This is a genomic window from Cupriavidus sp. 2SB (assembly GCF_005503625.1).
Taxonomy (GTDB): domain Bacteria; phylum Pseudomonadota; class Gammaproteobacteria; order Burkholderiales; family Burkholderiaceae; genus Cupriavidus.
The window spans coordinates 79,309-102,341 of the sequence record NZ_SCMX01000017.1 but is presented as its reverse complement, the minus strand read 5'-3'; the positions used below and the strand labels follow the sequence as shown (position 1 = coordinate 102,341).

Genomic DNA, 23,033 nt, shown 5'->3' with positions numbered 1-23,033 from the left:
AAGAGGGGGGTCAGGCGGCGTAGCGAAGGAACGCCACGGAAATGAGGATCAGGTTCATGACGGCCAGCACGATCCAGCCGTACATCAGCATCAGGCTTTCCCGTTCGTCGAGGCAGCCCGTGCGCCGGCCCTTGTCTATCGTGAAGAGCAATGGCGCCAGCCGCCCGATGCCGAGACGCTGCAGGCCCGCCGCCCGGACAGCATCGTGATCTCGCGCTGGACCTGCGATGGCAGCGATCCTGTCTCCGTGTCCCACGATGGCGACGGCGCGCACCACTGCATCTCGCTGGCGCTGCGCTCCGGTTCGGTGCGGTTGCTCTGCGGCGGCATGCCGGTGTTCGATGGCCGCATCACTGCCGGTTCCGTGCAGGTGACGGCGCCCGGCGTGGCGTCCCGTGCGGAATACGGTTCGGCCTGCGACCTGCTGCACCTGTTCGTGCCGCAAGTCGTGCTGGCCGCCTGCTACGAAGACCAGTTCGGCCATGCGCACCCCGGCGAGCTGCTGCTCGACGATCCGTTCGTGCATACCGATCCGGCGCTCGAACGTCTGGGCCAGGCACTGGCCGTGGCACACACGCAGGACCCGGGCCTTGGCCGGATGTTTGCCGATAGCGTGGCGCTGGCCATCGTGGCCCGCGTGGTGGCGAATCACTTCCAGCGCGCCGCCACCAACCATCGCACGCAGACCGCGTTGCCGCAGTGGCGCCTGCGCCGGGCCATCGCGTTCATCGACGACAACCTGGCCGCACCGATTGGCCTGGCCGATATCGCCAGCAGCACCGGCCTCACCCGCATGTACTTTGCCGCGCAATTCCGTCGCGCCACCGGCATGCGTCCGCACGAATACCTCGTACGCCGCCGCATCGAGCACGCGCAGGATCTGCTGCGCCGCGGTCAAGGCAGCGTGCTGGAAGTGGCCATGCGCAGCGGTTTCCGCTCGCAGGCCCATTTCACCACCGTTTTCAAGCGCTTCGTCGGTGACACGCCTTACTGCTGGCGTGTCAAGGTCACCTCTACTCCAGGGAGCTCCCATGTTTGATGCCACTGAAGTTTTGCAACCGGCTGCTACCGATAGCCGCGATACGTTCGATGCACCCGATGCGCCCTTCGATCACTCGTGCGACGCGTGGCTGAGCACCATCGCCCTGCTGAATCCGCAAGCCCCTGCGCCCACGACCTACACCGCCGACGACCATGCGCATCGTGCCCACGCGCCGATCGTCACCGTCATCGAGCGGCCCAGCAGTGCCATGGCCGTGGTGAGCTGGCGCGATGCCACGCACTGCCGCTACGGCGAGCAGATCTGGACCATCGGCATCGCCCGCCAGGCGGGCACCTGCGCACTGACCGGGCAGCCCATCGGCAAGATGGCCGCCGTCTATCAGCCGCAGCGCTCGCGCACCCCGGCCCTCAATGCCGACGCGATGATCCTGGCCTCGGCCATGGAAAACACCTGCGGCGTGACAGAGCCGGCGCGCGAGCCCGAAGCCGAGCCCGCCATCCGCTACCGTTCCCGGTGATCCGCCATGGCCATCGACAACGTTCTTGACCTCTCGCGCGCCCAGTTCGCATTCACGGCGATCTTCCACATCCTCTGGCCCATCCTGACCATCAGTCTGGCGGCCTGGCTCTTCATCGTGGAAGCGCTCTGGGTGCGCACCGGCGACCTCGGGTGGTACCGCCACGCGCGTTTCTGGGGCAAGCTGCTGCTGTTGAACTTCGCCGTGGGCGTGGTCAGCGGCATCCCGATGGAATTCGAGTTCGGCACCAACTGGAGCAGCTTCTCGCAGTTCACGGGCCAGTTCTTCGGCAACATCCTCGGCTTCGAAGGCGCCATGGCGTTCATGCTCGAAGCCGGCTTCATCGGCATCATGATGTTCGGCTGGGACCGCGTGTCGAAGGGGGTCCACCTGTTCGCCACCGGCATGGTCGCGCTCGGTTCGTCGCTCTCCGCGTTCTGGATCATGGTGGCGAATTCGTGGATGCAGACGCCAGCCGGCGTGGCGGTGGTCGACGGCAAGATCGTCGTGACCGACTACCTGCGTGCAATCTTCAATCCCGATGCGGTCTGGGGCATCACCCATATGTGGCTGGCTGCGCTGGAAACCGGGTTCGTGGTCGTGGCCGGCATCTCCGCGTGGTATCTGTTCAAGCGCCGCAATCCCGAGTTCTTTGCCAAGTCGTTCCGGCTGGCGATGCTGCTGCTCGTCATCGTGGCGCCCATCCAGGTCTGGCTCGGCGACGGCAGCGGCGTGGACGTGTTCCGCACGCAGCCCGCCAAGGGTGCTGCCATCGAGGGCCACTGGCATACCAATGCACCGGGCACTGCCGCGTCGTGGTCACTGCTCGCATGGCCCGACCAGGCAGCGCAGCGCAATAGCTGGTCCGTCGAAGTGCCGGGCATGCTGAGCCTGCTGGCCACGCACAAGGTAGATGGCACCGTCACGGGCCTCGCAGACATTCCGCGTGCCGACCAGCCGCCGATGCTCCCGCTGCTCTACTACTCGTTCCGTGTGATGGCCGGCATCGGCTTCCTGCTGGTACTGCTGGCCCTGCGCACCGCGCATGTGGTGTATCGCACGCGGCGCAACCCCGATGCCCTGGCCCAACACCGCTGGCTGATGCTCGCCTGGGTGCTGGCGATTCCGCTGCCCTACCTCGCGGTGGAGTGCGGATGGATCGTGCGCGAGGTGGGACGCCAGCCGTGGCTGGTCTATGGCCTGCTGCGCACCGAGGCCGGTGTTTCCACGGCCATCTCCACGCTCGACGTGACCAGCAGCATCGCGATGTTCGCCGCCTTCTACCTCGTTCTGCTCGCTACGTTCGCCTGGCTGGCCTCGCGCTGGTTGCGAAAAGGGCCTGACCTGACACTGGCCGCGCCGATGCAGGGCCTTGCCGCACGCACGGCACCCGCTGCCGGTGGCGGCACCTACTGATATCCGAGGCAAAGACCATGGAAACCTCTCCCCATACCCTGCTTGTCACGCTGTGGTTCGGCATTCTCGGCCTGATGCTGGCGTGCTACGTTGTCACCGATGGCTTCGACCTGGGCATCGGCATCCTGAGCCTGTTCGCGCCGGAACGCAGTGCGCGCGACGCGATGATCGGATCGATCGCCCACGTCTGGGATGCCAACGAAACCTGGCTCGTGGTGCTCGGCGGCGGCCTGTTCGGCGCGTTTCCCGCAGCCTACGCGCTGTTGCTGCCCCACCTGTATGTACCGCTGATGGCGTTGATCGCCGGGCTGATCATGCGCGGCGCGGCCATCGAGTTCCGTCACGCCGCAGAGCGCAACGTGCTGTGGGATCGCGTCTTCGGACTCGGCAGCCTCGTTGCAGCCGTGTCGCAAGGGGTGATCCTGGGCCGCGTCATCACCGGCCTGAACCCAGGGGCGTGGAACGCCGTCTTCACGCTCTTCGCCGCGATCGGCGTGGCGGCAGGCTATGCGCTGCTGGGCGCGACCTACCTGATCAAGAAGACACCGTATCCGGTGGAGAACGCCGCGCGCAACTGGACGCTGCTGATGCTGCCGGTCACCGTGGTCAGCGCGCTGGTCCTGTCCTTTGCCACGCTGCGCCTGAGCCTGATCGGCACCGAGCGCTGGCACGAGCATGGCGTGCTGGCCGTCCTGCTGGCGCTGGGTGTGATCGCCGCAGGCGCCGTGGCGTGGATCGCGGCAACAACCTGGACCGGCAGCCGCCGTGCGCCGTTCCGCGCCACCGTGCTGCTGTTCCTGGTGTCGTTCGGCGGGCTGGCCATCAGCCTGTTCCCCGATGTCGTGCCCGGCAAGCTGTCCTTGATGGCCGCTGCCTCCGACGACCGCACGCTGGTGTTCATGCTGATCGGTATCGGCCTGATGTTGCCGGTGATGCTGGGGTACAACCTGTACCAGTACCACGTGTTCCGGGGGAAGGTGGCGGCTTGAATTCTGCTTACTCCCTGTTTCTCCCCTCTCCCATGGAATGGGAGAGGGGTTGGGGGTGAGGGCATGGCAGTTCAAATCGCGGCTATCGTGTCCTGAACCGCCAGCCCTCCCCTCGCCCCTCCGCTTGCCTCCCAGTTCTACTTCGCCCTGCCTTCATCCTTTTTATTTACGAGCAGGGACAGAACTCAGATTTAATCAAATCAGAATAAGAGCAAAATAATAACAGTCTGTCTTTCCAAGACAAGAAACAGACATCCTCAATATCTGCACGGCACCGTAAACATAATATCCCCGTCATTACACCCGTTCGGGCGATGCGAGACACTGCCGTTTGCACCACACTGCTTTTCAAGAAACGACTATTTCGCCCCTTCCCGTCGTGCGCCGGGAGGGCGGGACAAACACGGCCATTGTCACAGTCCTGCGCAGCGCACATTTCCCGATTTCAAAAACTAGTAAATCAGCTATTAAACGGGCGTCCATCCATTCATAGACTTCAGGCGTTACAGGTTGATTCAAGGTCGCGCGGCGATTACCACCCACGCAATATTCCAATCAGCCTGAGCGCCCCCGTCATTACGGCGGCTTCATTCACTAGATATAGAGAGAAGTCAAAATGAAAACCATTCGCCAAACCCTGATAGCTGGCCTTCTTGTCGCCGCCGCTGTGCTGCCGGGTGCCGCTTTTGCCTCGGACGGCACCATCACCTTCACTGGCCGCGTATCGTCGCAGACCTGCACGATCGGCGGTAACGGTGGCACTTCCAGCAGCTTCACCGTGACGTTGCCGGCTGTATCGACTTCCGCACTGAGCGGGACAGGCACCGCTGCCGGCCGCACGCCCTTCAGCATCCGCCTGTCGGGCTGTTCCACCGCCACGGGCAATGCCGCGGTCTATTTCGAACCGGGCGCCACCATCGACGCGGCCACGGGACGGCTGATCAACGGTGCCTCCAGCACGCCGGCCGGTAACGTCCAGATCGCGCTGCGCAACGCGGATATGTCGGCGATTACGCTCGGCGCGGCTGCCGGCTCGCAGAACTCGCAACAGGTTGCACTGGCCTCGGGTGCTGCCACGTTGAACTACAGCGCCGAGTATGTGGCAACGGGCACCGTGACGTCCGGCAACGTATCGACCTCTGTTGTCTATTCCGTCGTGTACCCCTGACCGGCTGCCCGCCGGTTGCGTGAGGGAGAGCCCCTGGCGGGCTCTCCGTATGTTCAACCACTGCCTGCGGAGCATCCATGCCGAATTTTCAAACCGCTTGTCGTGCCACGGCGGTGGCATTGTTGCTGTGGGCCGGCATCTCGCCGGCCTTCGCGTCGGTGGTACTCAACGGCACGCGCGTCATCTACCAGGAGCCCCAGCGCGAGGTGTCGTTGCGGGCGACGAACGACGGCACCACGCCGTCGCTCGTGCAGGCCTGGATCGATGCGGGCAACCCCGACGCGCCTCCCGACGACGCAGCCGTTCCGTTCCTGCTCACTCCGCCGCTGTTCCGCGTCAATCCCGGCGACGGACAAACCATGCGGATCATTCTTGCAGGAGACCCCCCCCCCGACTGGCCGCGAAACGCTTTACTGGGTCAATGTCCTTGAGGTTCCGTCCGTGGTCGCCTCTGACGATGCGCCACGCAACTCTCTGAATTTCGCGTTCCGCACCCGTATCAAGCTCTTCTACCGCCCGGCATCGCTCGATGCCAATGGCGCCGCCGCGGCGGCACAAAGCGTGACGTGGAGCTTTCGTCGGAAAGACGACGGCTATGCACTGGAGGGCAGTAACCCCACGCCCTATCACATCACGTTCGGCAGCGTGAAGGCCACGGCGGGCGGCGAGTCGTTCGCCAACAGCGGTGGCGGAATGATCGCCCCGGGCGGCACGCTGGAACTTGATATCGGCAAGCCCGCCACGGTGCCCGCCGCCACGCCGGAGCGTGTCGAGTTCAGCTTTATCAACGACTATGGAGGTGCCACGGAAGGGTCCATGGACAAGGCTGTCAATTCCGGACGATGACGCCATGGCGAGCATGGACAAGCGGTGTCGCCGTAGCCCGCTCTGGTGGGCCGTTGCCTCCCTGCTGCAGGCCGCCACGGTACAGGCGCAGGACAAGCCGGACGTGCGGTTCCTTGATGATCTGCTGCGTCGGTCCAGCGGCAACCCGATCGACATCACGCCGTTCTCGCGCGCCAACGCCATCGTCCCCGGCGACTACATCGTCGATGTCTTCGTCAACGGCGAGTGGTCCGGCCGCGAGGCGGTGCGTTTCGATGCTACGGATGGCGACGTGGCGCCCTGCATCACGCGGCCCCTGGCCACGCGCATGAAACTCGACCTCGAAGCGCTATCGCCACAAGGCCGCACCGTGCTGGCCGGCACCACACCCGACTCATGCGCGTCGTTGGCAGCCATTGCCACGGAGGCGACCTGGACGTTCAACATGGGTGACCTGCGGCTGGACCTGAGCGTGCCCCAGGCCCTGCAGCAGCATCAGCCACGAGGGTACGTGCCACCGGAGTTCTGGGATGCGGGCATCCCGTCGGCCACGGTGGGCTACACGTTCAACTCGTATCACACCACCGGCGCCAATGCTTCCACGACGAGCTTCCTGGGTATCGACGCCGGCGTAAACGTGGGATCGTGGCACCTGCGGCAGCGCTCTTCGATGACCTGGATGCCCGCCGGACAGGGTGGCTTCGACTACCAGAACATCGCCACGTATCTGCAGCACGACATCCCCTCATGGCGCAGCCAGCTCACGCTGGGCGACGCCTTCACCGACGGGGCAATCTTCGACAGCTACTCGATTCGCGGCCTCAACGTCGCCACTGACGACCGCATGCTGCCGGATTCCAGCCGAGGCTACGCGCCGGTGGTGCGCGGTGTGGCACGCAGCAACGCGCGCGTGTCGATCTCCCAGAATGGCATCCGTCTGCGCGAAACCACCGTGGCGCCCGGACCGTTCGAGATCGACGATCTCTACGCCACAGGCTATGGCGGCGAACTGCTGGTCACCGTGACCGAAGCCGACGGTTCGTCGCACACGTTCACGGTGCCTTATGCATCGGTGGTGCAGCTGCTGCGGCCGGGCAGTGCGCGCTACTCCTTCACGGCTGGCGACTATCGCGACACGCGCGTCACGCAGAGCGAAAAGCTCATGCAGGCCACCCTTCAGTATGGCCTCTCCAACCTGGTCACCGGCTATGGCGGGCTGGTCTACGCCAACAGCTATCAGGCGGCGTTGCTGGGCGCGGCACTGAACACTTCGATGGGTGCCTTCGCGCTCGACATCACGCAGGCCCATGCCGACGTGCCCCGTCCCGGCTCCAACTCCGGCCAGAGCTATCGGGTCAGCTACAGCAACGTGGTGCCATCCACGCGCACCAACCTTACGGTGGCGGCCTATCGCTACGCGTCAAGCGGGTTCTGGCAGATGAGGGATGCCTTCCTGGCCCGTTCCTACGCCGACAGCGAAAACGGACCCACCGTGCTGCGCCGGCGCACCCAGTTCCAGGTGACGGTGAACCAGCAACTTCCCGGTCCATGGGGCAACCTTTACCTCACGGGCAGTTCGCTGGACTACTGGGACCGCGACGGCACCGCGAACCAGTTCCAGATCGGCTACAACAACGTGGCACGGATGCTGGGCGTGTCCTTCACCTACAACTTCTCGGTCTCGCGCACGATCGATGGTACGACCGGCCGGCTCGGCACCCAGATCTTTGCTGGCTTTACGGTGCCGCTGGGCCGCAGTCCGCGCATGCCGACACTGTCGTTCGGCTACACCAGCGACCGCGCCAGCGGCGATTCGCAGCAACTGCTGATCACCGGCACCGCGCTGGAGGACAGCGCACTCAGCTACGGCATCGGCGGCACCCGCTCCAGCGCCACGTCAACCGGTAGCGGCAACATCCAGTACCGCAGCCCCTACACCACGTTATCCGGGTCGGCCTCGGCCAGCGAGCATACATCGCAGTTCTCGGTGGGCTTGCAAGGTGCCCTGGTGGCGCACAGCGGTGGCGTCACGCTGGCGAACTACGTTGCCGATACCGTGGCGCTGGTCGAGGCCAAGTCCGCACGCGGCGCACGCGTACTCAATATGCCGGGCGTGCGGGTGGACCGCTTCGGCTATGCCGTGGTGCCATACCTCGTGCCATATGGGCTGAATGCCATCGAGATCGACCCACGCGGCATGCCGGCCGACATCGAGTTCCGCGCCACCAGCAGGCAGGTGGTGCCCCGTGCCAATGCCGTGGTCCGCGTCCAGTTCGAGACGCTGAGCGGCCGCACGGCCATCCTGGTAAGCCGCGCGCCGGACGGGTCGGCGCTGCCGTTCGGCGCAGCCGTGGTGAACGAGGCCGGCCACGACGTCGGGATTGTCGGCCAGGCTGGCCGGATTTTCGTACGGGGCGTGGAAGACAGCGGCACGCTCACGGTGCGTTGGGGTTCGCCCAGCACGGACCAGTGCCGAATCCCTTATCAGTTGCCACCTCACGATGCGGTGCTCAAGCGCCATGTTGTCGTGGAAGCGCCTTGCGAGCCGATTGACGCCACGGTATCGGGCCGTGCGCCGCGCCGGGCTACTCCCTGACCTGAACGAAGGACCCGTGCCATGACCCAACGCTTCGCTTCCTTTCACCGTGCCTGGAGAATCGCTCGCGCGGCGCTGTGGCTGGTCAGCATGGCGATGGCACCGGCCGCGTATGGCCAGTCGGTTCCGCAATGCACGATGTCAACCACGCCCGCCACCATCTCGTTCAGCGCCATCACCGTTGCCCGGGATGCCCCATCGGGCACCGCGTTGAGCGAGGTGGTCTCCACGACCACCACGGTGAGATGCCCATTCAACGACTTCGTGACAGGCAACAGCTTCTATCTCCAGTACCTTCCGCTCTTGTCGGTATCGTCCGTTGTCCCGGACGTCTGGCAGACCTCCCTTCCCGGAATCGGCGTACGCGTCATCAGCGTGAACTACGGCAACAAGGTCCTGTCACACATCAGTTCCGGCCAGTGGGATTCGTTCGCACCGAACGTCACCTCGCCAAACCCCACCACGAACAACTACTCGTTCACCTATCAGTTGATCAAGACCGGACAGGTGACCACGAGCGGCACGGTGAGCGTTCCGGTCATGTTCAATATGATCAGCCACAACGTACCCTATAACACCTCATCGTCGCCGCTATCACAAGTCGGCATGGGGGCTTCTCAGGTCACAGCCAGGTCCTGCACGGTCACCACGCCCAATATCGGTGTCACGCTGCCAACCGTCGTTCTGTCCATGCTGACTCCCGTGGGCGCCACGGCTGGCGAAACCGGATTCCAGATCGGCCTGACCTGCGATGCGGGGTCCACGGTCTATCTCACGCTGTCCGACGCCACCACACCTGGCAACCAGACCGACCTGCTCACGCTGACAGCCGCCTCCACCGCGCGGAACGTGCAATTGCGCATCACCCGTGCCACCGGCGAAACGATCAGTTTCGGGCCGGACTCGCCCATGGCCGGCACCGTAAACCAGATCCTGATCGGGCCATCGAGCACCACCAGCAACATTGCGCTGCGCGTGCGCTACATCTCCACCGGCACTGTGACGCCCGGCACGGTCAACGCACTGGCCACGTTCACGATGAGCTATCAATGACCGCCTGTCAGAGCACGACGCCCCGCGCCGCCTCCGGCTCCGGCGCATCACAGGGCTCGCCCAGCACGTCCATGAGTTCGCGTTCGATCCTGCGGCAGATCTGCGCCATCGGCACGTCGTTCGCATTGCCCTCGAAGGGATTCTCCGTACTCTCGCCCACCTGCTCCAGGGCCAGGTACATCCACGAGATCATCGCGCTGAAGGGAATCACCAGCCAGATCATGTGCCCATGCATGAAGCCCGACACGCTGGCGTTGAGCTTCTCGAACTCCGTCAGGATGCCGAATGGCAGAAGCAGGCAGAACGTGCGGACAAAGATCTTGTTGACGATGGCGTACTGGCGCGGATAGGGATAGTCCTTGATTCGCTCCGCCCGCCCCTGCTGGTTGAAGAAGCCCCGGATCGATCCGCCCAGCTCCATGTAGAAGCTACTGGAGATCTCGCCGGCATCGAGCAGGCGCTTGAGGGTGGCGGACTGGTTGCCCAGCAGCCGCGAGGTCTTGTGATCGGCGTTCACGATCGAGGCCAGTTCCTCCGGCTGGAGATACTTTGCGAGTGCCTTGTCGAGCGGTACTTCCCATTCCGGAATGCTGTAGTACTGCTGGTACTCCACGTTGGACACCTTGCCCGCGTTCTCCCAGATCTTCGGCACTCTGAGCTGGTAGCGCAGCGCGGTCAGCCATGCGCAGTGGCGAAGCATCAATTCGCGCCGGGCCGCCGGATGCGCAAGGAAATCCCGGCTCATGACGCCCAGGCACCGGCTGCCGTTCAGGATCTCGGTCCAGACCTGCAGCGCATCCTGCGCGCGGGTGTAGGTCTGCACATTCCGGAAACCCACGATGAACGACGTGGCCGTTCCCAGCAGCACTGCCACGGCGGTGGGGATCGACAGCCACTTCACCTCGAAAAACTGATAGAGGATGACGGGCAGCGTCCCGCAGGCCAGCGCGGCGTAGATCTTCCGCCTCGACCAGAACGTGAACTCGGGTATTGAGTACGATTTCCCCAGGTGCATGGCGCGCTCTCACGGCAGATTGACGGGCGCCAGCCAATCACGGCGCCCGGTGCGATGTGAAGGCGATCATACTGCCGTGCCCAGGGGGCAGGTCGAGACATCGATTCGTACAATTGACAAACCGCCCGCGACAGGGCGGGCGGTGTTTTGCAGCGATACAGCCGCGGTGCAGCCTTACTTCACCGATTCCGCCAGGAACCACGCGCGGCGCTGTGCTTCATCGATCCAGTTCTCCAGCAGGCTGGCGGTGGCCACGTCCGCGTGGTCGTCGCAGACAGCATGGGCGTCGAGCATGGCTTCCACCAGCTTGAGGTTGTCTGCGTGCAGTTCGCGCAGCATGTCCTTGGCCGAGACGGCTTCCTGGTCGTTATCGCGCAGCCGCTGCAGGCGAGCGATGTTGCCGATGGAGCGCAGGGTAGTGCCGCCGATCTTGCGCACGCGCTCGGCCACGTCGTCGGTCATGGCGAAGATCTGCGCCGATTGTTCGTCCAGCATCAGGTGGTAGTCCCGGAAATGCGGACCGGACATGTGCCAGTGGAAGTTCTTGGTCTTCAGGTACAGCGCAAAGACATCGGCCAGCAACTGGTTCAGGTGATCGGAAATCTCGGTGACGGCCAGGCCGGCATCGGTGTCGAGGGAAGTGATGGTCATGGCGACTCCTGGGGATGCATCCACGGCTGGCGGGTGGCGATGCACCGTAAAAGTGCGCAGCCAGACGCCAGGATTTGGGGGGTGACGGTTCAACGGCCCGACGGTTCAGGGGGAGAACTCGCTGCCATGATGGCGTGGATGCGGCCACGGGCCTTGTGCAGGGCGCCCAGGGATTGCCGTTTCGCATGGCAAACAGGCCACCATACCTTTATATGATTTCCCAAGCAGTCATTCGGCATTAGTATCGGCGTCGGGCCATGCTGCTGATAGAGCGCCCTACCGTCAATCCGCCTGGACTGGGCATGTACAACTCGACCATCAACCGGCTGCTGAAAGGCACCGCCGGCTCGCTTGCGCTGGGCGTCTTCCTGATCGACGCATTCACGCCGCTGGATTTCGCCATCGCGGTGCTGTACGTGGTGGTGATCCTGCTTGTGGCGCTGACCGGTTCCATCGGCGCCACGCGCGTGGCCGCCTGGGCATCGCTGCTGCTGACGCTGACGGCCTATATCGTCTCGCCCAGCGCCGAAGATGAAGGTGGCCAACTGGCCCGCTGCATATTCGCGCTGCTGGCCATCGGCACCACCACCCTGCTGGCCCTGCGCAACCTGGCCGACATGGACCGGCGCTGCCAGGCCGAAGCCGCACTGGCGCGCAGCGAATCGTTCCTGGCGGAGGCACAGAAACTCAGCAAGACCGGCAGTATCGCCATCCGCGTGCCCGCTGGCACCATGGTCTGGTCCGACGAGGCGCACCGGATCTTCGGCTATGCGCGCGGCGGTCCGGTGCATCTTGGGCTGGTGATGGCGCGGGTCCATCCCGATGACCTGGCCGCTGCGCATCGCACTCATGCCGATATGCTCAACGGTGCGCCGCTCGTGGAGTTACAGCATCGGCTGCTGATGCCCGACGGCGCCATCCGATATGTGCATCTGGTAGCGCGCCGCAGTACGTCCGATGGCGACAACCACGAGTATGTGGGCGCCCTGATGGACGTCACCGACGCCACGCTGACGCAACAGGCGCTGCATCGCACCATGGACGAACTGGCCCATGTGGCGCGCGTGACCACGCTCGGACAACTTGCGGCGTCCATCGCACACGAGGTGACGCAGCCCATCGCGGCCATCGTCACCTGCGGCGAGTCGGCGCAGCGCTGGCTGCAGCGCACGCCGCCCGATATCGAGGAAACGCGCGACTCCATCGACCAGATCATTCGCGATGCCACGCGAGCCAGCGACATCATTCGCCAGATCCGCTCGATGGCGCAGAAGGCCGAGCCCAAGTACATCGATATCGCCGTGGACCACCTGCTGGCAGACACCGTGGAACTGGTGCGCCGCGAAATGCAGGATCACCAGATCGCGGCCGTCACCGAACTCGACGCCGGCACCGCGCACATTCTTGGCGACTGGACGCAGTTGCAGCAGGTACTGGTGAACCTGATGATCAATGCGATCCAGGCGATGTCCGAGACCGCTGGCCGGCGCCGCCTGACCGTGGCCAGCCGCGAGATTCCGGGCAATGCGGTGCTGCTGATCATCAGCGACACCGGCCCCGGCATTCCGGCGCAGGCCATGGGCCAGCTATTCAATGCGTTCTATACGACCAAGCCGGACGGCATGGGCATGGGCCTGTCGATCTGCCGCAATATCGTGGAGTCCCACGGTGGCAGCATCGAGGCCGAATCGCCACCCGAAGGCGGCGCGAAGATGATCGTCCGGCTGCCGCTGAGGACAGCCGCCGTAGAGGCCGTGGAGGCAGCGGCCTGAACGCAACCTGAACCGGGCGCGGTTCCATCACACGCCCGCCCAGGCCACCGTCGCAAACGCCATGCCGGCACTCGCCGCGCAGATGCAGAGCCAGGCCAGCAGCGGCCCGACCTGCGCATACGACACACCCGAAGATGGCATGGTGGTCTCTCCGATGGGGGCGCGAGCGGCAATCATGCCGGTGCGCCGCCCGGAGGGGCCGAAACGCCTGTCAGGTCACGGCCCACGAGAATGAAGCGCCCCTCGTCGGCAGGCGACACCTGGTAACGCGCACCGTCGGTGAACGGATCGCGCTGGCGGTCGATGTTGTAGACGGGATGGCCCTTCTTCTGCACGGGCGGCTGTGCGGCGTCGGCCATACCCGACGCCAGCGCGCTGACAGCGGCCAGACCGCATGCCACGACGATGGGAACGATGTGCTTTGCAACCATGTTCGGCTCCTTCTAAGCTTCGAATGCGCAGGCACACCGTCTGGTGTCCCGCCCTGGGCCTGCACCGCAAGCCCGCCATCGAATGGTAGGCAGCCGTGCCGCGAAGCGCATCTGTACACCGGGGTCGTGCGGTAGCCAATTTGTTGCGGCGTCCTATCCTTTGGTCTGATGACCGGATACGGCGCCGTGCGAACCGGCAATCGGTCGGTATGCAAGGAAGGGTGCCGCCTCCTCAGCCACTACGCTGCGGTCACGACATCATCCGAACAGGCAGGAGCACGCGTCATGGCACAACGGTCCAAACCCCGAATCGAACCCTATACCCACGCGGCAGCGGGCTGGGGGGCGCTGAAGTACGTCGCCATCAACCTGCTCAAGGAGCGTGTGGCGGGCCGTGACTACCGCATGCTGTTCCGGCAGAACCAGCCCGATGGCTTCGACTGCCCTGGCTGCGCATGGCCAGACCGCGAACACGCCTCCACGTTCGAGTTCTGCGAGAACGGCGTCAAGGCCGTGGCGGCGGAGTCCACCAGCAAGCGCGTGACGCCGGCGTTCCTCGCGCAGAACACGGTGGCATCGCTGATGGCGCAGACCGATTACGAGCTGGAGCAACACGGCCGCCTCACCGATCCCGTCATCTACGATCCGCTTTCCGACACCTACCAGGCTATTTCCTGGAACGATGCATTCGCGACGATCGGCGCGCGGCTGCGTGCGTTGCGCGATCCCAATCAGGCTGCGTTCTATACCTCGGGGCGCGCCAGCAACGAGGCCGCGTTCCTCTACCAGCTGTTCGCGCGCATGGTGGGCACCAACAATTTTCCCGACTGCTCGAACATGTGTCACGAGGCCACCAGCCGGGGCATGCCGCTGACGGTTGGCGTGGGCAAGGGCACCGTGACGCTCGACGACTTCGAGCATTGCGACACCATCCTGCTGTTCGGCCAGAACCCCGCCACCAACCACCCGCGCATGCTGGGCGAGTTGCGCGATTGCGCCAAGCGGGGCGCCACGCTGGTGTCGATCAATCCGCTGCGCGAGCGCGGACTGGAGCGCTTCACGAGTCCGCAGAGTCCGATGGAAATGCTGACAAATGGAAGCACCGAGATCTGCTCGGTCTTCGTGCGTCCCACGCTGGGCGGCGATTTCGCATTGATCCGTGGTGTGGCCAAGCACGTGCTGGAACTCGACGACGATGCCGTAGCCGCCAGCCAGCCGCGCGTGCTCGACACCGAGTTCATCGCCACGCATACGCGCGGCTTCGACGCCTTCGCCGTCGACCTGCGCGCCGAACCCTGGGACGTCATCGAACGCGAATCCGGCGTGCCGCGTGCGGAGATCGAAGGGCTCGCCGCCATCTATGCACGCGGCAAGCGCGTGATCTGCACCTGGGGCATGGGTCTCACCCAGCACAAGCACTCGGTGCAGACCATTCAACTGCTGTCGAACCTGATGATGATGCGCGGCAACATCGGACGTCCTGGCGCGGGCCTGTGCCCGGTACGTGGACACTCCAATGTGCAGGGCAATCGCACGGTTGGCATCGAAGAACAGCCCACGCCCGCGTTTCTGGACAAGCTCGGCGCAGCCTTTCATTTCGATCCGCCGCGCGAGCATGGTCACGACGTGGTGGATACCATCGACGCCATGCTGCGTGGCGAGGTGAACGTGTTCATCGCGCTCGGCGGCAACTTCGCCGCTGCCACGCCGGACACGCCGCGCACGTGGGAAGCCCTGCGTGCCTGCGACCTCACCGTGCATATCGCCACCAAGCTCAACCGCAGCCACCTGATCCATGGCCGCACGGCGCTGATTCTGCCCACGCTGGGCCGCACGGAGATCGATCGCCAGAACGGTGTGCCGCAGGGCGTGACCGTCGAGGATTCGGTGTCGCAGGTGCATCTGTCGTACGGCATGAACACGCCGGCCTCGGAGAACCTGATGTCCGAGACCGCCATCGTGGCCGGGCTGGCGCACGCCGCACTGGGCAGCGCCACCGTGGACTGGCGCTGGTACGCGGCGGACTACGCACGGATTCGCGACAAGATCGCCGAGGTCATCGACGGCTTCGAAGACTTCAACGCGCGCGTGGCGCATCCGGGTGGCTTCCACCTGCACGTGCCGGCGCGCGAGCGTGAATGGCATACGCACTCAGGCAAGGCCGAGTTCCTGATCAACCCGCTGATTCCCGATACCCCCATCGCCCGCGCCCGCGCGCTGCACGGCGAGCGCATGATGGTGCTGATGACCACGCGCTCGCACGACCAGTACAACACCACGATCTATGCGCTCGACGATCGTTACCGTGGCGTGTTCGGCCAGCGGCGCGTGGTCTTCATGCATCGCGCCGACATCGAAATGCTGGGCTTTGCCGATGGCGACTGGGTGGACATGCACACCGTCTGGCACGACGGCATCGAGCGGCGCGCCGATGGCTTCCGCATCGTGGCCTATGACATTCCGCGCGGCTGCATCGCCGGTTACTACCCCGAGACCAATCCGCTGGTGCCGCTCGATAGCGTGGCCGATCTCTGCAACACGCCCACGTCGAAATCGATCCCCGTGCTGCTGGAGCGCTCCGCGATGCAGCGGCCATTGGACGACTGATCCTTGACGCCGACAAGCATTCACTGAAACGCTTGAAGAGTGACATCTGGACTGCAGTCCAGTCGCAGTGCTGCCGCAGTGTTGCTTTTCCGCGCAGGGTGGCAATCACCCTTTACCCTGTTCCAAGGCCGCTTTTTGCGGCCTTTTTTACGTCTGCACGGCGCGTGCCTGCCGCCAGATGGCGCGCCCTCGCCAAGTGACGCGACCTGTCACCCGGCCCGCAAAATTTGTCACCGCGTGCGCCAAATCATGACAATTGACATCTATAAATCGCCCTGTCGATAATCGCCCCCGGCTGAAGAAGCCGACGACATGCAGGTCATCGCCACGGCGAGAAGTACTCCGAAACCGAATGGTTCGCGAACAGGGAACGAAGGGTCAATAACATGAAGAAACCTCACGCGTATTGCCGTGTGCCGGCGCTATTGCTGGCCACGTTGTTGACAGTCACCGCCTGCGGCGGCGGTGGCGATGGCGGAAGCGGCACGCCCCCGCCTACGTCTTCCACCCCGACCGAGGCATGGACTCCGCTGTTCGCGGCCGACACGCCGATGATGGAGCAGATCCAGTATCGCGAAGCCGATGGCACGCTCGTGACGCTCATGGGATCGCGCCCCACCGAGCGCCACGCCCGCGAGCGCGGCGAGGCATGGACCGCCCCCGATGCGGGGCCCGGCCGCTACCTGACGTTCCCCACGTTCTACTTCCAGAACCGCACGTTCGGGATCGAGATCCGCGACGGCGTGCCAGCGGGCCGCCAGAAGATCGAGATGTACCTGCGCGTGAACCAGGGCATCTTCGACGGCACCACATTCAGCCTGTTCCGCAACGTGCTGGACCCCAACGTGCGCGACTACGGCTGGGCCATGAATACCGGCTTCAACAACGCCAAGGAAGGCGGCCTGCCGATCTGCCGCGAAGGACAGCCGAAGGAAGACTGCATGATCGTCTTCGATTCGAACTGGCGCACCGATCCGCACAGCCCGCTCAAGATCGGCGACCCCATCGAACTGGCACCGGCGCCGCGCCTGAAACGCGATCCGGTGGTGGATGGTGGCGGCAGCCGCTACTACTCGTTCGAACAGCTCTACGTGGTGGGTGTGGGCATGCGCCCGTGGTACGGCATCGCCCCGAACCTGGATTCCGCGCCGCTGCCTGACGACACGCTGCTTGGCGGCACGGCCAGCATCTCGTACAACTACTCCGAGGAGCCGATGCGCGTGTTCCAGCAGATGTCGAACAATATCGGCATCGCCAATACGCAGCGCTTTGTGGAGGGCCGCCGCCTGTTCCACACCTCGTTTGCCGATGGCACGCACTCGGAGCACGACAAGGACAATCCGGTCTTCACCGCGCACATCGGCCAGCTTGGCGCACGCTACAACCAGCCGCGCTGTATCGAGTGCCACACCAACAACGGCCGCAGCAAGCCGCTGTCGCTGACGGCCAAGCTCGACACGATGTCGATTCTGACCGCCAATGCCGAAGGCGGCCCCGATGCGACGTACGGCAACAACGTGCAGCAGCACGCGCAAAGTGCCACGGCACCGGCGTATGACGTGACGGCGAACTCGTTCGAAACCACGGTGCGCACGCTGCCCGATGGCGAGAAGGTGGAACTGGTCAAGCCGGTCTTCACGTTCAAGGGACCCGTGCCCGCACGCTTCTCGGCACGGCAGGCGCCGCAGGTCATCGGCATGGGCCTGCTGGAAGCGCTGCCTGAAGCCACCATCCTGGCGCAAGCCGATCCGAACGATGCGAATGGCGACGGCATCAAGGGCGTGCCCAACCTGATCGTCGATCCGGAGACGGGCAAGACGCACGTGGGCCGCTTCGGCTGGAAGGCATCGAAGGCCAGCATTCGCCAGCAGGTAGCCGACGCGCTGATCAAGGACATGGGGGTCACCTCGCCGATGTTCCCGAGCCCCGGCTGCCAGCGTGGCGCATCGGATTGCCGTGGCTCCACCGTCGCGCCCTCGGTCACCGAGAACGAACTGCAGCGCATGACGCACTACCTCTCGCTGATTGGCGTGCCGGCCCAGCGCAAGCTGCGCAGCGGCTTCCCCGATGGCGTACGCGTCTCGCCCGAGCATGACGTGAACCCCGCGCAGATCGCGCGCGGCAGCGACCTCTTCGCGCAAATCCGCTGCGTGGCCTGCCACACGCCGACCATGAAAACGGGCAACAACCATCCGTTTGCGGAACTGCGCGAGCAGACCATCCATCCGTACAGCGACCTGCTGCTGCACGACATGGGTCCGGGCCTGGCCGACACCCTGGCCGAAAGCCGCGCCTATCCGCAGCAATGGCGTACCGCGCCGCTGTGGGGCATCGGCTCGCTGCGCTTCATCCAGGGTGACGAAACCAGCGTCCGCCTGCTGCACGACGGCCGCGCCCGCAACTACACCGAAGCGGTGCTCTGGCACGGCGGCGAAGCCACGGATGCGCGTACGCGTTATGAGGCACTGCCGAAGGCGGATCGGGATGCGATTGGGGCGTTTTTGAATTCGCTGTAACCAACTCTCTCTCTTCCAGTTTTTGCTCCCCTCTCCCGCACAGCGGGAGAGGGGAAATAAATGGAAGCGGGAGAGGGGAGCAAACCCAGCGGGAAAAGAAAATATCCGGAAGAAACGACAATGCTCATCCCATCCACTCGCTTCCTCGCCACGTTATGCCTCACCTTCGCCCTCGCCGCCTGCGGTGGCGGTGAAAGCGGTCCCATCTCCGGCGGCTCCGGCAACACGCCCACCGGCAACAATGGCAACAACGGCACCAACACCAACCCCGTAACCACACCGCCCGTCGCCACGCCGGGCGTCACCAAAAGCGCAAAGCGCGGCATTGCCTACGACCTTGCCAGCAAGGCCGATTTCGTGGCGTTGGCGCCGGGTATCTCGTGGTGGTACAACTGGGCATCGCGGCCCAATGCGGCGGCGCCTGCCGATGCCGACACGGCCTACGCCATGGACTTCATGCCGATGCTGTGGAACGACAACTTCGATGCCACGGCCGTGGAGACCTGGCTGCTCGCGCATCCGAAGGTCAAGTACGTGCTGCTGCTCAACGAGCCGAACCTGACCGATCAGGCCAACCTCACGCCTGCTGCCGCAGCCGCCGCATGGCCGCGTTACGAAAGCATCGCCGCGCGTACCGGTGTGAAGCTCGTGGGCCCGACCATCACATGGGGCACGATGCCCGGCTATGCCGACCCCGTAGTGTGGCTCGATGCGTTCTACACCGCGTATCGTGCGGCCAATGCCAATCGCGATCCGCGTATCGACTATCTCGCCTTCCATTGGTACGACTACGGGCTGGGCGGTCAACTGGACCGGCTGGCGAAGTATGGCAAACCGTTCTGGGTGACCGAGTTCGCAAACTGGCACAGCAACAACGATGGTGCGCAGATCGATACCGTGGAGAAGCAGAAGCGCCAGATGCAGGAGATGGTGGCCATCTGCGAGCAGCGTACGGACGTGTTCCGCTATGCATGGTTCACGGGACGCTGGAACAATGACACCCATTACACGAGCCTGCTCGCCGCCGATGGCGAACTGACGGAACTGGGCAAGTACTACCTGACGCTACCGTTCTAAAAAATATGGCCCGCCAGTGCATTGCACGGCGGGCCATTGACTTTGTGCCGCGTCTTTACAGTGCTGCGGGCTGTTTCACAGCAGGCGCGGAAGCAGGCGTCTTGTCGGCGGCCTTCGCTTTCACTGCAGGCGCACTCGCCGCGCCGCCGTTGTACGCAAAGTAGCGCGCCTTGGCGCCCTTCCCCCAATACGCCACGGTGAACTGGCGGCCTTCCTTGGCGTGGAGCATTTCGATGCTGCCGTTGGTGGCCAGCCATTCGGCGTAGCCGTTCTCGGCATTCGCATCGGTCTTGCGTTTGACCTCGTAGCGCTTATCCAGCTTGTTGCGCGTGTCCTCGAACGCCGTGCGCTCGAAAGTCAGCGTAACCAGCGCCACGGTGTCCTGGGCGTCGCAATTGACGATGACCCGCGTCAGCCCCGGCAGGTTGAACCGGTCCAGGCTGCGGATCTCGATGGCATCGCCACCGGCCCAGGCGGCCTTGCCCGCCCGCACATGGTTCGGACCCTGCGTGATGCGGGCGCAGCGCGTCTTGCCCAGTTCCAGGCCCAGCGGCGCGGCGATGTTGCCTGTCGCCTGTGCCGCCGTCTCGATGGGCGTTTGCGCGTGTGCCGCCGATGCCAGCAGCAGGGCTGTGGCGAGGACTACTGCCTTCATTCCGTCATTCTCCAGAGATATCCGGAGATTCTACGGCTTTCCAGTCCGGCAACTTTAGGCCAGGCCGATACCGCCATCCACGCGCAGGTTCACCCCCGTGATGAAACTGCCCTCGCCGCCCGCCAGCAGCAACGCCGCATTGGCCACCTCCTCAGCCCTGCCCATGCGGCCAAGCGGGATGGCACCGGCCATCATCGCCTCGAAAGCCGGGCGCTCCGTGGCCGCCACGCCCAGCTTGGCGAGAATCGGCGTATCGACGGGGCCGGGGCTGATCACATTGACGCGAATGCCGCGCGTCTTGAACTCCAGCGCCCAGCTTCGCGCAAACGCCTCGATGGCGGCCTTGCTGCCCGCATAGACCGCATGGCCATCGAGCGCCTTGCCGCTGGCAATGGAGCTCACCAGCAGGATGGCGCCATCGCGCCGCATCAACGGCCCGATCTTCTGCACACCAAAGAACACGGCACGCGTGTTGGTGGCGAACTGGATGTCGTATTCCTCCACGCCGACCTGATCGGAGGGGGTGATCGTGTTCATGCCCGCATTGGCCACATAGATGTCTGCCCCGCCGAACTCCGCCGCCACGAGCGCGGCCACGCGGTCGTGCGTGCCGAGGTCGGCAATATCGCCCGTCACGCCAATGGCCTGCGCGCCCAACTGCTGCACGGCAGCCTCTACGGCATCGGCACGACGCCCCACGATCACCACGCTGGCCCCTTCCTGCACAAACCGGCTGGCCATGGCAAAACCGATACCGCTATTGCCGCCTGTGACAACGGCTACCTTGCCTTCAAGTTGTTTCATGATCCGTGATTCCAATGTTGATGGTTCCGGCATGGAATCTATGGGCAGCGGACAGTCTCGGGGAGACCTACAATGGACGCTTCACTTGTGCCAATCTGTCATCAATGTCGATGGAACGCCTGCACGGACTCGCCGCCTTCGTACGCGCGGTGGAAGCCGGCTCCTTTACCGCCGCAGCCAAGCTGCTCGGCACCACACCTTCCGCGGTGTCTAAAAGCATCTCGCGCCTCGAAGCCCGTTTCGGGGTTCGGCTCTTCCAGCGATCCACACGTGCCTTCCTGCTCACAGCGGAGGGACGCGCCTACTACGACCGTGTCGCTCCACTCGTACGTGGACTGGAGGAAGCCAGCGAAGTGCTGGCGACATCGAACGCCGCGTCAGGCAGGTTGCGCGTCAGCATGCCCGGCGACCTCGGCCGTGCGCTGCTCGGGGCCATCACGCAGAAGCTGCTGCCGAGGCATCCGCGTCTTTCCCTCGACATCAGTCTCGGAGACCAGCACGTCGATCTCGTACGCGAAGGATTCGACCTGGCGTTGCGCGCCGGCCATGCCGCCGACAGCACGCTTCACGCGAAGCCGCTGGGGCAGATGCCGCTGGTGCTCGTGGCCTCCCCCGGCTATCTCGACCGGCATGGCGAACCGGCATCCATCGCGGACCTCGCGCAACACCACCATGTCCGCTACCGTCTGCGCGGCGACGTGATACCGCTCGATTTCGTCGATGGTCCGTGGCCGCCATCGCAGGGTGTGTTCGACGCGGACAACGGCGACGCGCTCAAGACCGCTGCGCTGCAGGGTCTCGGCATCGCCCAGTTACTGAAAACGACCGTGCAATCGGACCTTGATGCGGGCCAACTCCGCATCGTGCTGCCTCGGGTGGCGTTGCGCCCCGTGCCACTGCAGGTGCTGCATGGCTTTGGGCGTCGCCTGCCTGCGCGGGCAAAGGTATTCGTGGACTTCCTCGCGGCCGAGTTGAAAGACCAGTCCGTGAGTTAGGGCTGCCAGATTTCCCGCAACGCCTCGCGCACGGCCAGGATCACCGGTTCGTTCTCGCGCTCCTCCGGGTACACGAACGCGACGTTGGTCTGCGCGCGATGCTCGTCCACGAACACGATCTCTCCTGCGGCCAGCGCATCCTGCGCCAGATCTTCGCGCAGCAGTCCGATGCCGATACCGGCCACCACCAGTTCGCGAATCAGCAGTTCGTGGTCGGCCAGCACGGTTTCCATGGGCACGATGCCCGCCTTGGCGAGTATCTCGGCCATCAGCTCCTGATGGGCACTGCGTGGCGTCATGCGCAACCACGGCAGGCTGGCCAGTTGCGCGGGCGAAGCCGATGCCACCCTATCCGCCCATGCCGCAGGCGCCACGAGCCGGAACGTCAATGACTGCAATACCTGCATACCGCAGCCGCTGGGCGCGGATCGCGCGAGCATGATCGCAGCGTCGATCTCGGAGCCCTGCAACGCCGTCACCAGCCACGGCGTGCGCCCCATCTGCAGGTCGATCCGCAAGGCCGGACATTCCCGCACCAGCACCGCCAGCAGTTGCCCCACGCGCAGCAATGCCGGATCGACCAGCACCACGCCAATGCGCAGGTCGCCTTCGATATGGCCCTGCAGCGCCTTGGCCGCATGCATGAAATCGCCATAGGCTTCGAGCGCCTTCTCGGCGCGCGCCAGCAACTCCTGTCCTGCCTGTGTGAGCGTTACCGAGGATTTCGTGCGGGCGAACAGTTGCAGCCCCAGCGACTCCTCCAACTGGCGCAACTGTCCACTGACGGCTGGCTGGGTCACGTGCAGCGCCTCGGCCGCGCGGGTGACGTTGCCGAACCGTGCAACGGTGACGAAGGTGCGAATCTGGCGGATATCCATACGCTGCGGGGGGCTTAGCAAAGCTTATGGGCGTCATCAGCAGATGTGATTTCCGCCCCGTTGGT

Annotated in this window: 20 protein-coding genes; 14 read left to right on the top strand and 6 right to left on the bottom strand. The window is 64.6% G+C overall.

Translation table 11 applies throughout. The features are described 5' to 3' along the window. Positions 1 to 178 precede the first annotated feature (178 nt). From FFS21_RS10830 to FFS21_RS10795, 9 genes are all read left to right on the top strand, one after another. Positions 179 to 1,039 (top strand): helix-turn-helix domain-containing protein, encoded by an 861-nt coding sequence (locus FFS21_RS10830; RefSeq protein ID WP_137924844.1) that lies wholly within the window; start codon positions 179 to 181, stop codon positions 1,037 to 1,039. Beyond that, on the top strand, positions 1,032 to 1,520 hold the full coding sequence (locus tag FFS21_RS10825; protein WP_137924832.1) for a DUF3331 domain-containing protein: 489 nt from the start codon (positions 1,032 to 1,034) through the stop codon (positions 1,518 to 1,520). The genes FFS21_RS10830 and FFS21_RS10825 overlap by 8 nt, the downstream gene beginning before the upstream one ends. Before the next feature lie 6 nt (positions 1,521 to 1,526). Then, a complete protein-coding gene (locus FFS21_RS10820) occupies positions 1,527 to 2,936 on the top strand; it encodes a cytochrome ubiquinol oxidase subunit I (protein WP_137924831.1) in 1,410 nt (469 codons plus the stop codon). 17 nt (positions 2,937 to 2,953) lie between these two features. After that, positions 2,954 to 3,925: a cytochrome d ubiquinol oxidase subunit II gene (locus FFS21_RS10815; RefSeq protein WP_137924830.1), complete on the top strand. Its 972-nt coding sequence runs from the start codon at positions 2,954 to 2,956 to the stop codon at positions 3,923 to 3,925. Between the two features lie 616 nt (positions 3,926 to 4,541). Further along, positions 4,542 to 5,093, top strand: coding sequence for a fimbrial protein (locus tag FFS21_RS10810; protein ID WP_137924829.1), 552 nt, complete (start codon positions 4,542 to 4,544; stop codon positions 5,091 to 5,093). 77 nt (positions 5,094 to 5,170) lie between these two features. Then, the gene (locus tag FFS21_RS32450; RefSeq protein WP_249359292.1) at positions 5,171 to 5,524 is read left to right on the top strand and encodes a fimbrial biogenesis chaperone; all 354 of its coding nucleotides are present in this window, start codon (positions 5,171 to 5,173) and stop codon (positions 5,522 to 5,524) included. Between the two features lie 10 nt (positions 5,525 to 5,534). Then, entirely contained in the window at positions 5,535 to 5,939 is a 405-nt protein-coding gene (locus FFS21_RS32445) for a fimbrial biogenesis chaperone (RefSeq protein ID WP_502705164.1), read from the top strand. A 4-nt stretch (positions 5,940 to 5,943) separates the two neighbouring features. Beyond that, positions 5,944 to 8,514: a fimbria/pilus outer membrane usher protein gene (locus tag FFS21_RS10800; RefSeq protein WP_160473501.1), complete on the top strand. Its 2,571-nt coding sequence runs from the start codon at positions 5,944 to 5,946 to the stop codon at positions 8,512 to 8,514. Between the two features lie 21 nt (positions 8,515 to 8,535). Further along, positions 8,536 to 9,567, top strand: coding sequence for a fimbrial protein (locus FFS21_RS10795; RefSeq protein ID WP_137924827.1), 1,032 nt, complete (start codon positions 8,536 to 8,538; stop codon positions 9,565 to 9,567). Positions 9,568 to 9,574: 7 nt separating this feature from the next. On the opposite strand, the gene FFS21_RS10790 is transcribed toward FFS21_RS10795, so the two are convergent. After that, positions 9,575 to 10,582 (bottom strand): bestrophin family protein, encoded by a 1,008-nt coding sequence (locus tag FFS21_RS10790; RefSeq protein WP_137924826.1) that lies wholly within the window; start codon positions 10,580 to 10,582, stop codon positions 9,575 to 9,577. 174 nt (positions 10,583 to 10,756) lie between these two features. Next, positions 10,757 to 11,233 (bottom strand): Dps family protein, encoded by a 477-nt coding sequence (locus FFS21_RS10785; protein ID WP_137924825.1) that lies wholly within the window; start codon positions 11,231 to 11,233, stop codon positions 10,757 to 10,759. Positions 11,234 to 11,490: 257 nt separating this feature from the next. Here FFS21_RS10785 and FFS21_RS10780 point away from each other — a divergent pair, with 257 nt between their 5' ends. Continuing rightward, complete coding sequence (locus tag FFS21_RS10780; RefSeq protein WP_237380446.1) at positions 11,491 to 13,005, top strand: sensor histidine kinase; 1,515 nt, start codon at positions 11,491 to 11,493, stop codon at positions 13,003 to 13,005. Between the two features lie 173 nt (positions 13,006 to 13,178). Here the strand turns inward: FFS21_RS10780 and FFS21_RS10775 are convergent, their stop codons facing one another. Then, positions 13,179 to 13,436 (bottom strand): hypothetical protein, encoded by a 258-nt coding sequence (locus FFS21_RS10775; RefSeq protein WP_137924824.1) that lies wholly within the window; start codon positions 13,434 to 13,436, stop codon positions 13,179 to 13,181. Between the two features lie 285 nt (positions 13,437 to 13,721). On the opposite strand from FFS21_RS10775, the gene FFS21_RS10770 reads away from it, so the two are divergent. The 3 genes from FFS21_RS10770 (at position 13,722) to FFS21_RS10760 (ending at position 19,636) form a co-directional block, all read left to right on the top strand. Beyond that, the gene (locus FFS21_RS10770; protein ID WP_137924823.1) at positions 13,722 to 16,043 is read left to right on the top strand and encodes an FdhF/YdeP family oxidoreductase; all 2,322 of its coding nucleotides are present in this window, start codon (positions 13,722 to 13,724) and stop codon (positions 16,041 to 16,043) included. 386 nt (positions 16,044 to 16,429) lie between these two features. Then, positions 16,430 to 18,559: a di-heme oxidoreductase family protein gene (locus tag FFS21_RS10765; RefSeq protein WP_137924822.1), complete on the top strand. Its 2,130-nt coding sequence runs from the start codon at positions 16,430 to 16,432 to the stop codon at positions 18,557 to 18,559. 120 nt (positions 18,560 to 18,679) lie between these two features. Further along, positions 18,680 to 19,636: a glycosyl hydrolase gene (locus FFS21_RS10760; RefSeq protein WP_137924821.1), complete on the top strand. Its 957-nt coding sequence runs from the start codon at positions 18,680 to 18,682 to the stop codon at positions 19,634 to 19,636. A 55-nt stretch (positions 19,637 to 19,691) separates the two neighbouring features. On the opposite strand, the gene FFS21_RS10755 is transcribed toward FFS21_RS10760, so the two are convergent. Beyond that, positions 19,692 to 20,291 carry a hypothetical protein gene (locus FFS21_RS10755; RefSeq protein ID WP_137924820.1) on the bottom strand — a complete coding sequence of 200 codons (600 nt, stop codon included), beginning with the start codon at positions 20,289 to 20,291 and terminating at the stop codon, positions 19,692 to 19,694. Positions 20,292 to 20,345: 54 nt separating this feature from the next. Beyond that, on the bottom strand, positions 20,346 to 21,095 hold the full coding sequence (locus FFS21_RS10750) for an SDR family NAD(P)-dependent oxidoreductase (protein ID WP_137924819.1): 750 nt from the start codon (positions 21,093 to 21,095) through the stop codon (positions 20,346 to 20,348). 110 nt (positions 21,096 to 21,205) lie between these two features. Between FFS21_RS10750 and FFS21_RS10745 the strand changes: the two genes are divergently transcribed. Continuing rightward, complete coding sequence (locus FFS21_RS10745; protein ID WP_346811230.1) at positions 21,206 to 22,090, top strand: LysR family transcriptional regulator; 885 nt, start codon at positions 21,206 to 21,208, stop codon at positions 22,088 to 22,090. Here FFS21_RS10745 and FFS21_RS10740 read toward each other — a convergent pair. Beyond that, a complete protein-coding gene (locus tag FFS21_RS10740) occupies positions 22,087 to 22,968 on the bottom strand; it encodes a LysR family transcriptional regulator (protein WP_137924817.1) in 882 nt (293 codons plus the stop codon). The genes FFS21_RS10745 and FFS21_RS10740 overlap by 4 nt on opposite strands. Between the last annotated feature and the right edge of the window lie 65 nt (positions 22,969 to 23,033).

Bases quoted from the DNA above. Each gene is read 5' to 3' on its own strand.
- FFS21_RS10825 (WP_137924832.1), top strand. From the start codon at position 1,032: ATGTTTGATGCCACTGAAGTTTTGCAACCGGCTGCTACCGATAGCCGC.
- FFS21_RS10820 (WP_137924831.1), top strand. From the start codon at position 1,527: ATGGCCATCGACAACGTTCTTGACCTCTCGCGCGCCCAGTTCGCATTC.
- FFS21_RS10815 (WP_137924830.1), top strand. From the start codon at position 2,954: ATGGAAACCTCTCCCCATACCCTGCTTGTCACGCTGTGGTTCGGCATT.
- FFS21_RS10810 (WP_137924829.1), top strand. From the start codon at position 4,542: ATGAAAACCATTCGCCAAACCCTGATAGCTGGCCTTCTTGTCGCCGCC.
- FFS21_RS32450 (WP_249359292.1), top strand. From the start codon at position 5,171: ATGCCGAATTTTCAAACCGCTTGTCGTGCCACGGCGGTGGCATTGTTG.
- FFS21_RS10800 (WP_160473501.1), top strand. From the start codon at position 5,944: ATGGCGAGCATGGACAAGCGGTGTCGCCGTAGCCCGCTCTGGTGGGCC.
- FFS21_RS10795 (WP_137924827.1), top strand. From the start codon at position 8,536: ATGACCCAACGCTTCGCTTCCTTTCACCGTGCCTGGAGAATCGCTCGC.
- FFS21_RS10790 (WP_137924826.1), bottom strand. From the start codon at position 10,582: ATGCACCTGGGGAAATCGTACTCAATACCCGAGTTCACGTTCTGGTCG.
- FFS21_RS10785 (WP_137924825.1), bottom strand. From the start codon at position 11,233: ATGACCATCACTTCCCTCGACACCGATGCCGGCCTGGCCGTCACCGAG.
- FFS21_RS10780 (WP_237380446.1), top strand. From the start codon at position 11,491: ATGCTGCTGATAGAGCGCCCTACCGTCAATCCGCCTGGACTGGGCATG.
- FFS21_RS10775 (WP_137924824.1), bottom strand. From the start codon at position 13,436: ATGGTTGCAAAGCACATCGTTCCCATCGTCGTGGCATGCGGTCTGGCC.
- FFS21_RS10770 (WP_137924823.1), top strand. From the start codon at position 13,722: ATGGCACAACGGTCCAAACCCCGAATCGAACCCTATACCCACGCGGCA.
- FFS21_RS10765 (WP_137924822.1), top strand. From the start codon at position 16,430: ATGAAGAAACCTCACGCGTATTGCCGTGTGCCGGCGCTATTGCTGGCC.
- FFS21_RS10760 (WP_137924821.1), top strand. From the start codon at position 18,680: ATGCTCATCCCATCCACTCGCTTCCTCGCCACGTTATGCCTCACCTTC.
- FFS21_RS10755 (WP_137924820.1), bottom strand. From the start codon at position 20,291: ATGAAGGCAGTAGTCCTCGCCACAGCCCTGCTGCTGGCATCGGCGGCA.
- FFS21_RS10750 (WP_137924819.1), bottom strand. From the start codon at position 21,095: ATGAAACAACTTGAAGGCAAGGTAGCCGTTGTCACAGGCGGCAATAGC.
- FFS21_RS10745 (WP_346811230.1), top strand. From the start codon at position 21,206: ATGGAACGCCTGCACGGACTCGCCGCCTTCGTACGCGCGGTGGAAGCC.
- FFS21_RS10740 (WP_137924817.1), bottom strand. From the start codon at position 22,968: ATGGATATCCGCCAGATTCGCACCTTCGTCACCGTTGCACGGTTCGGC.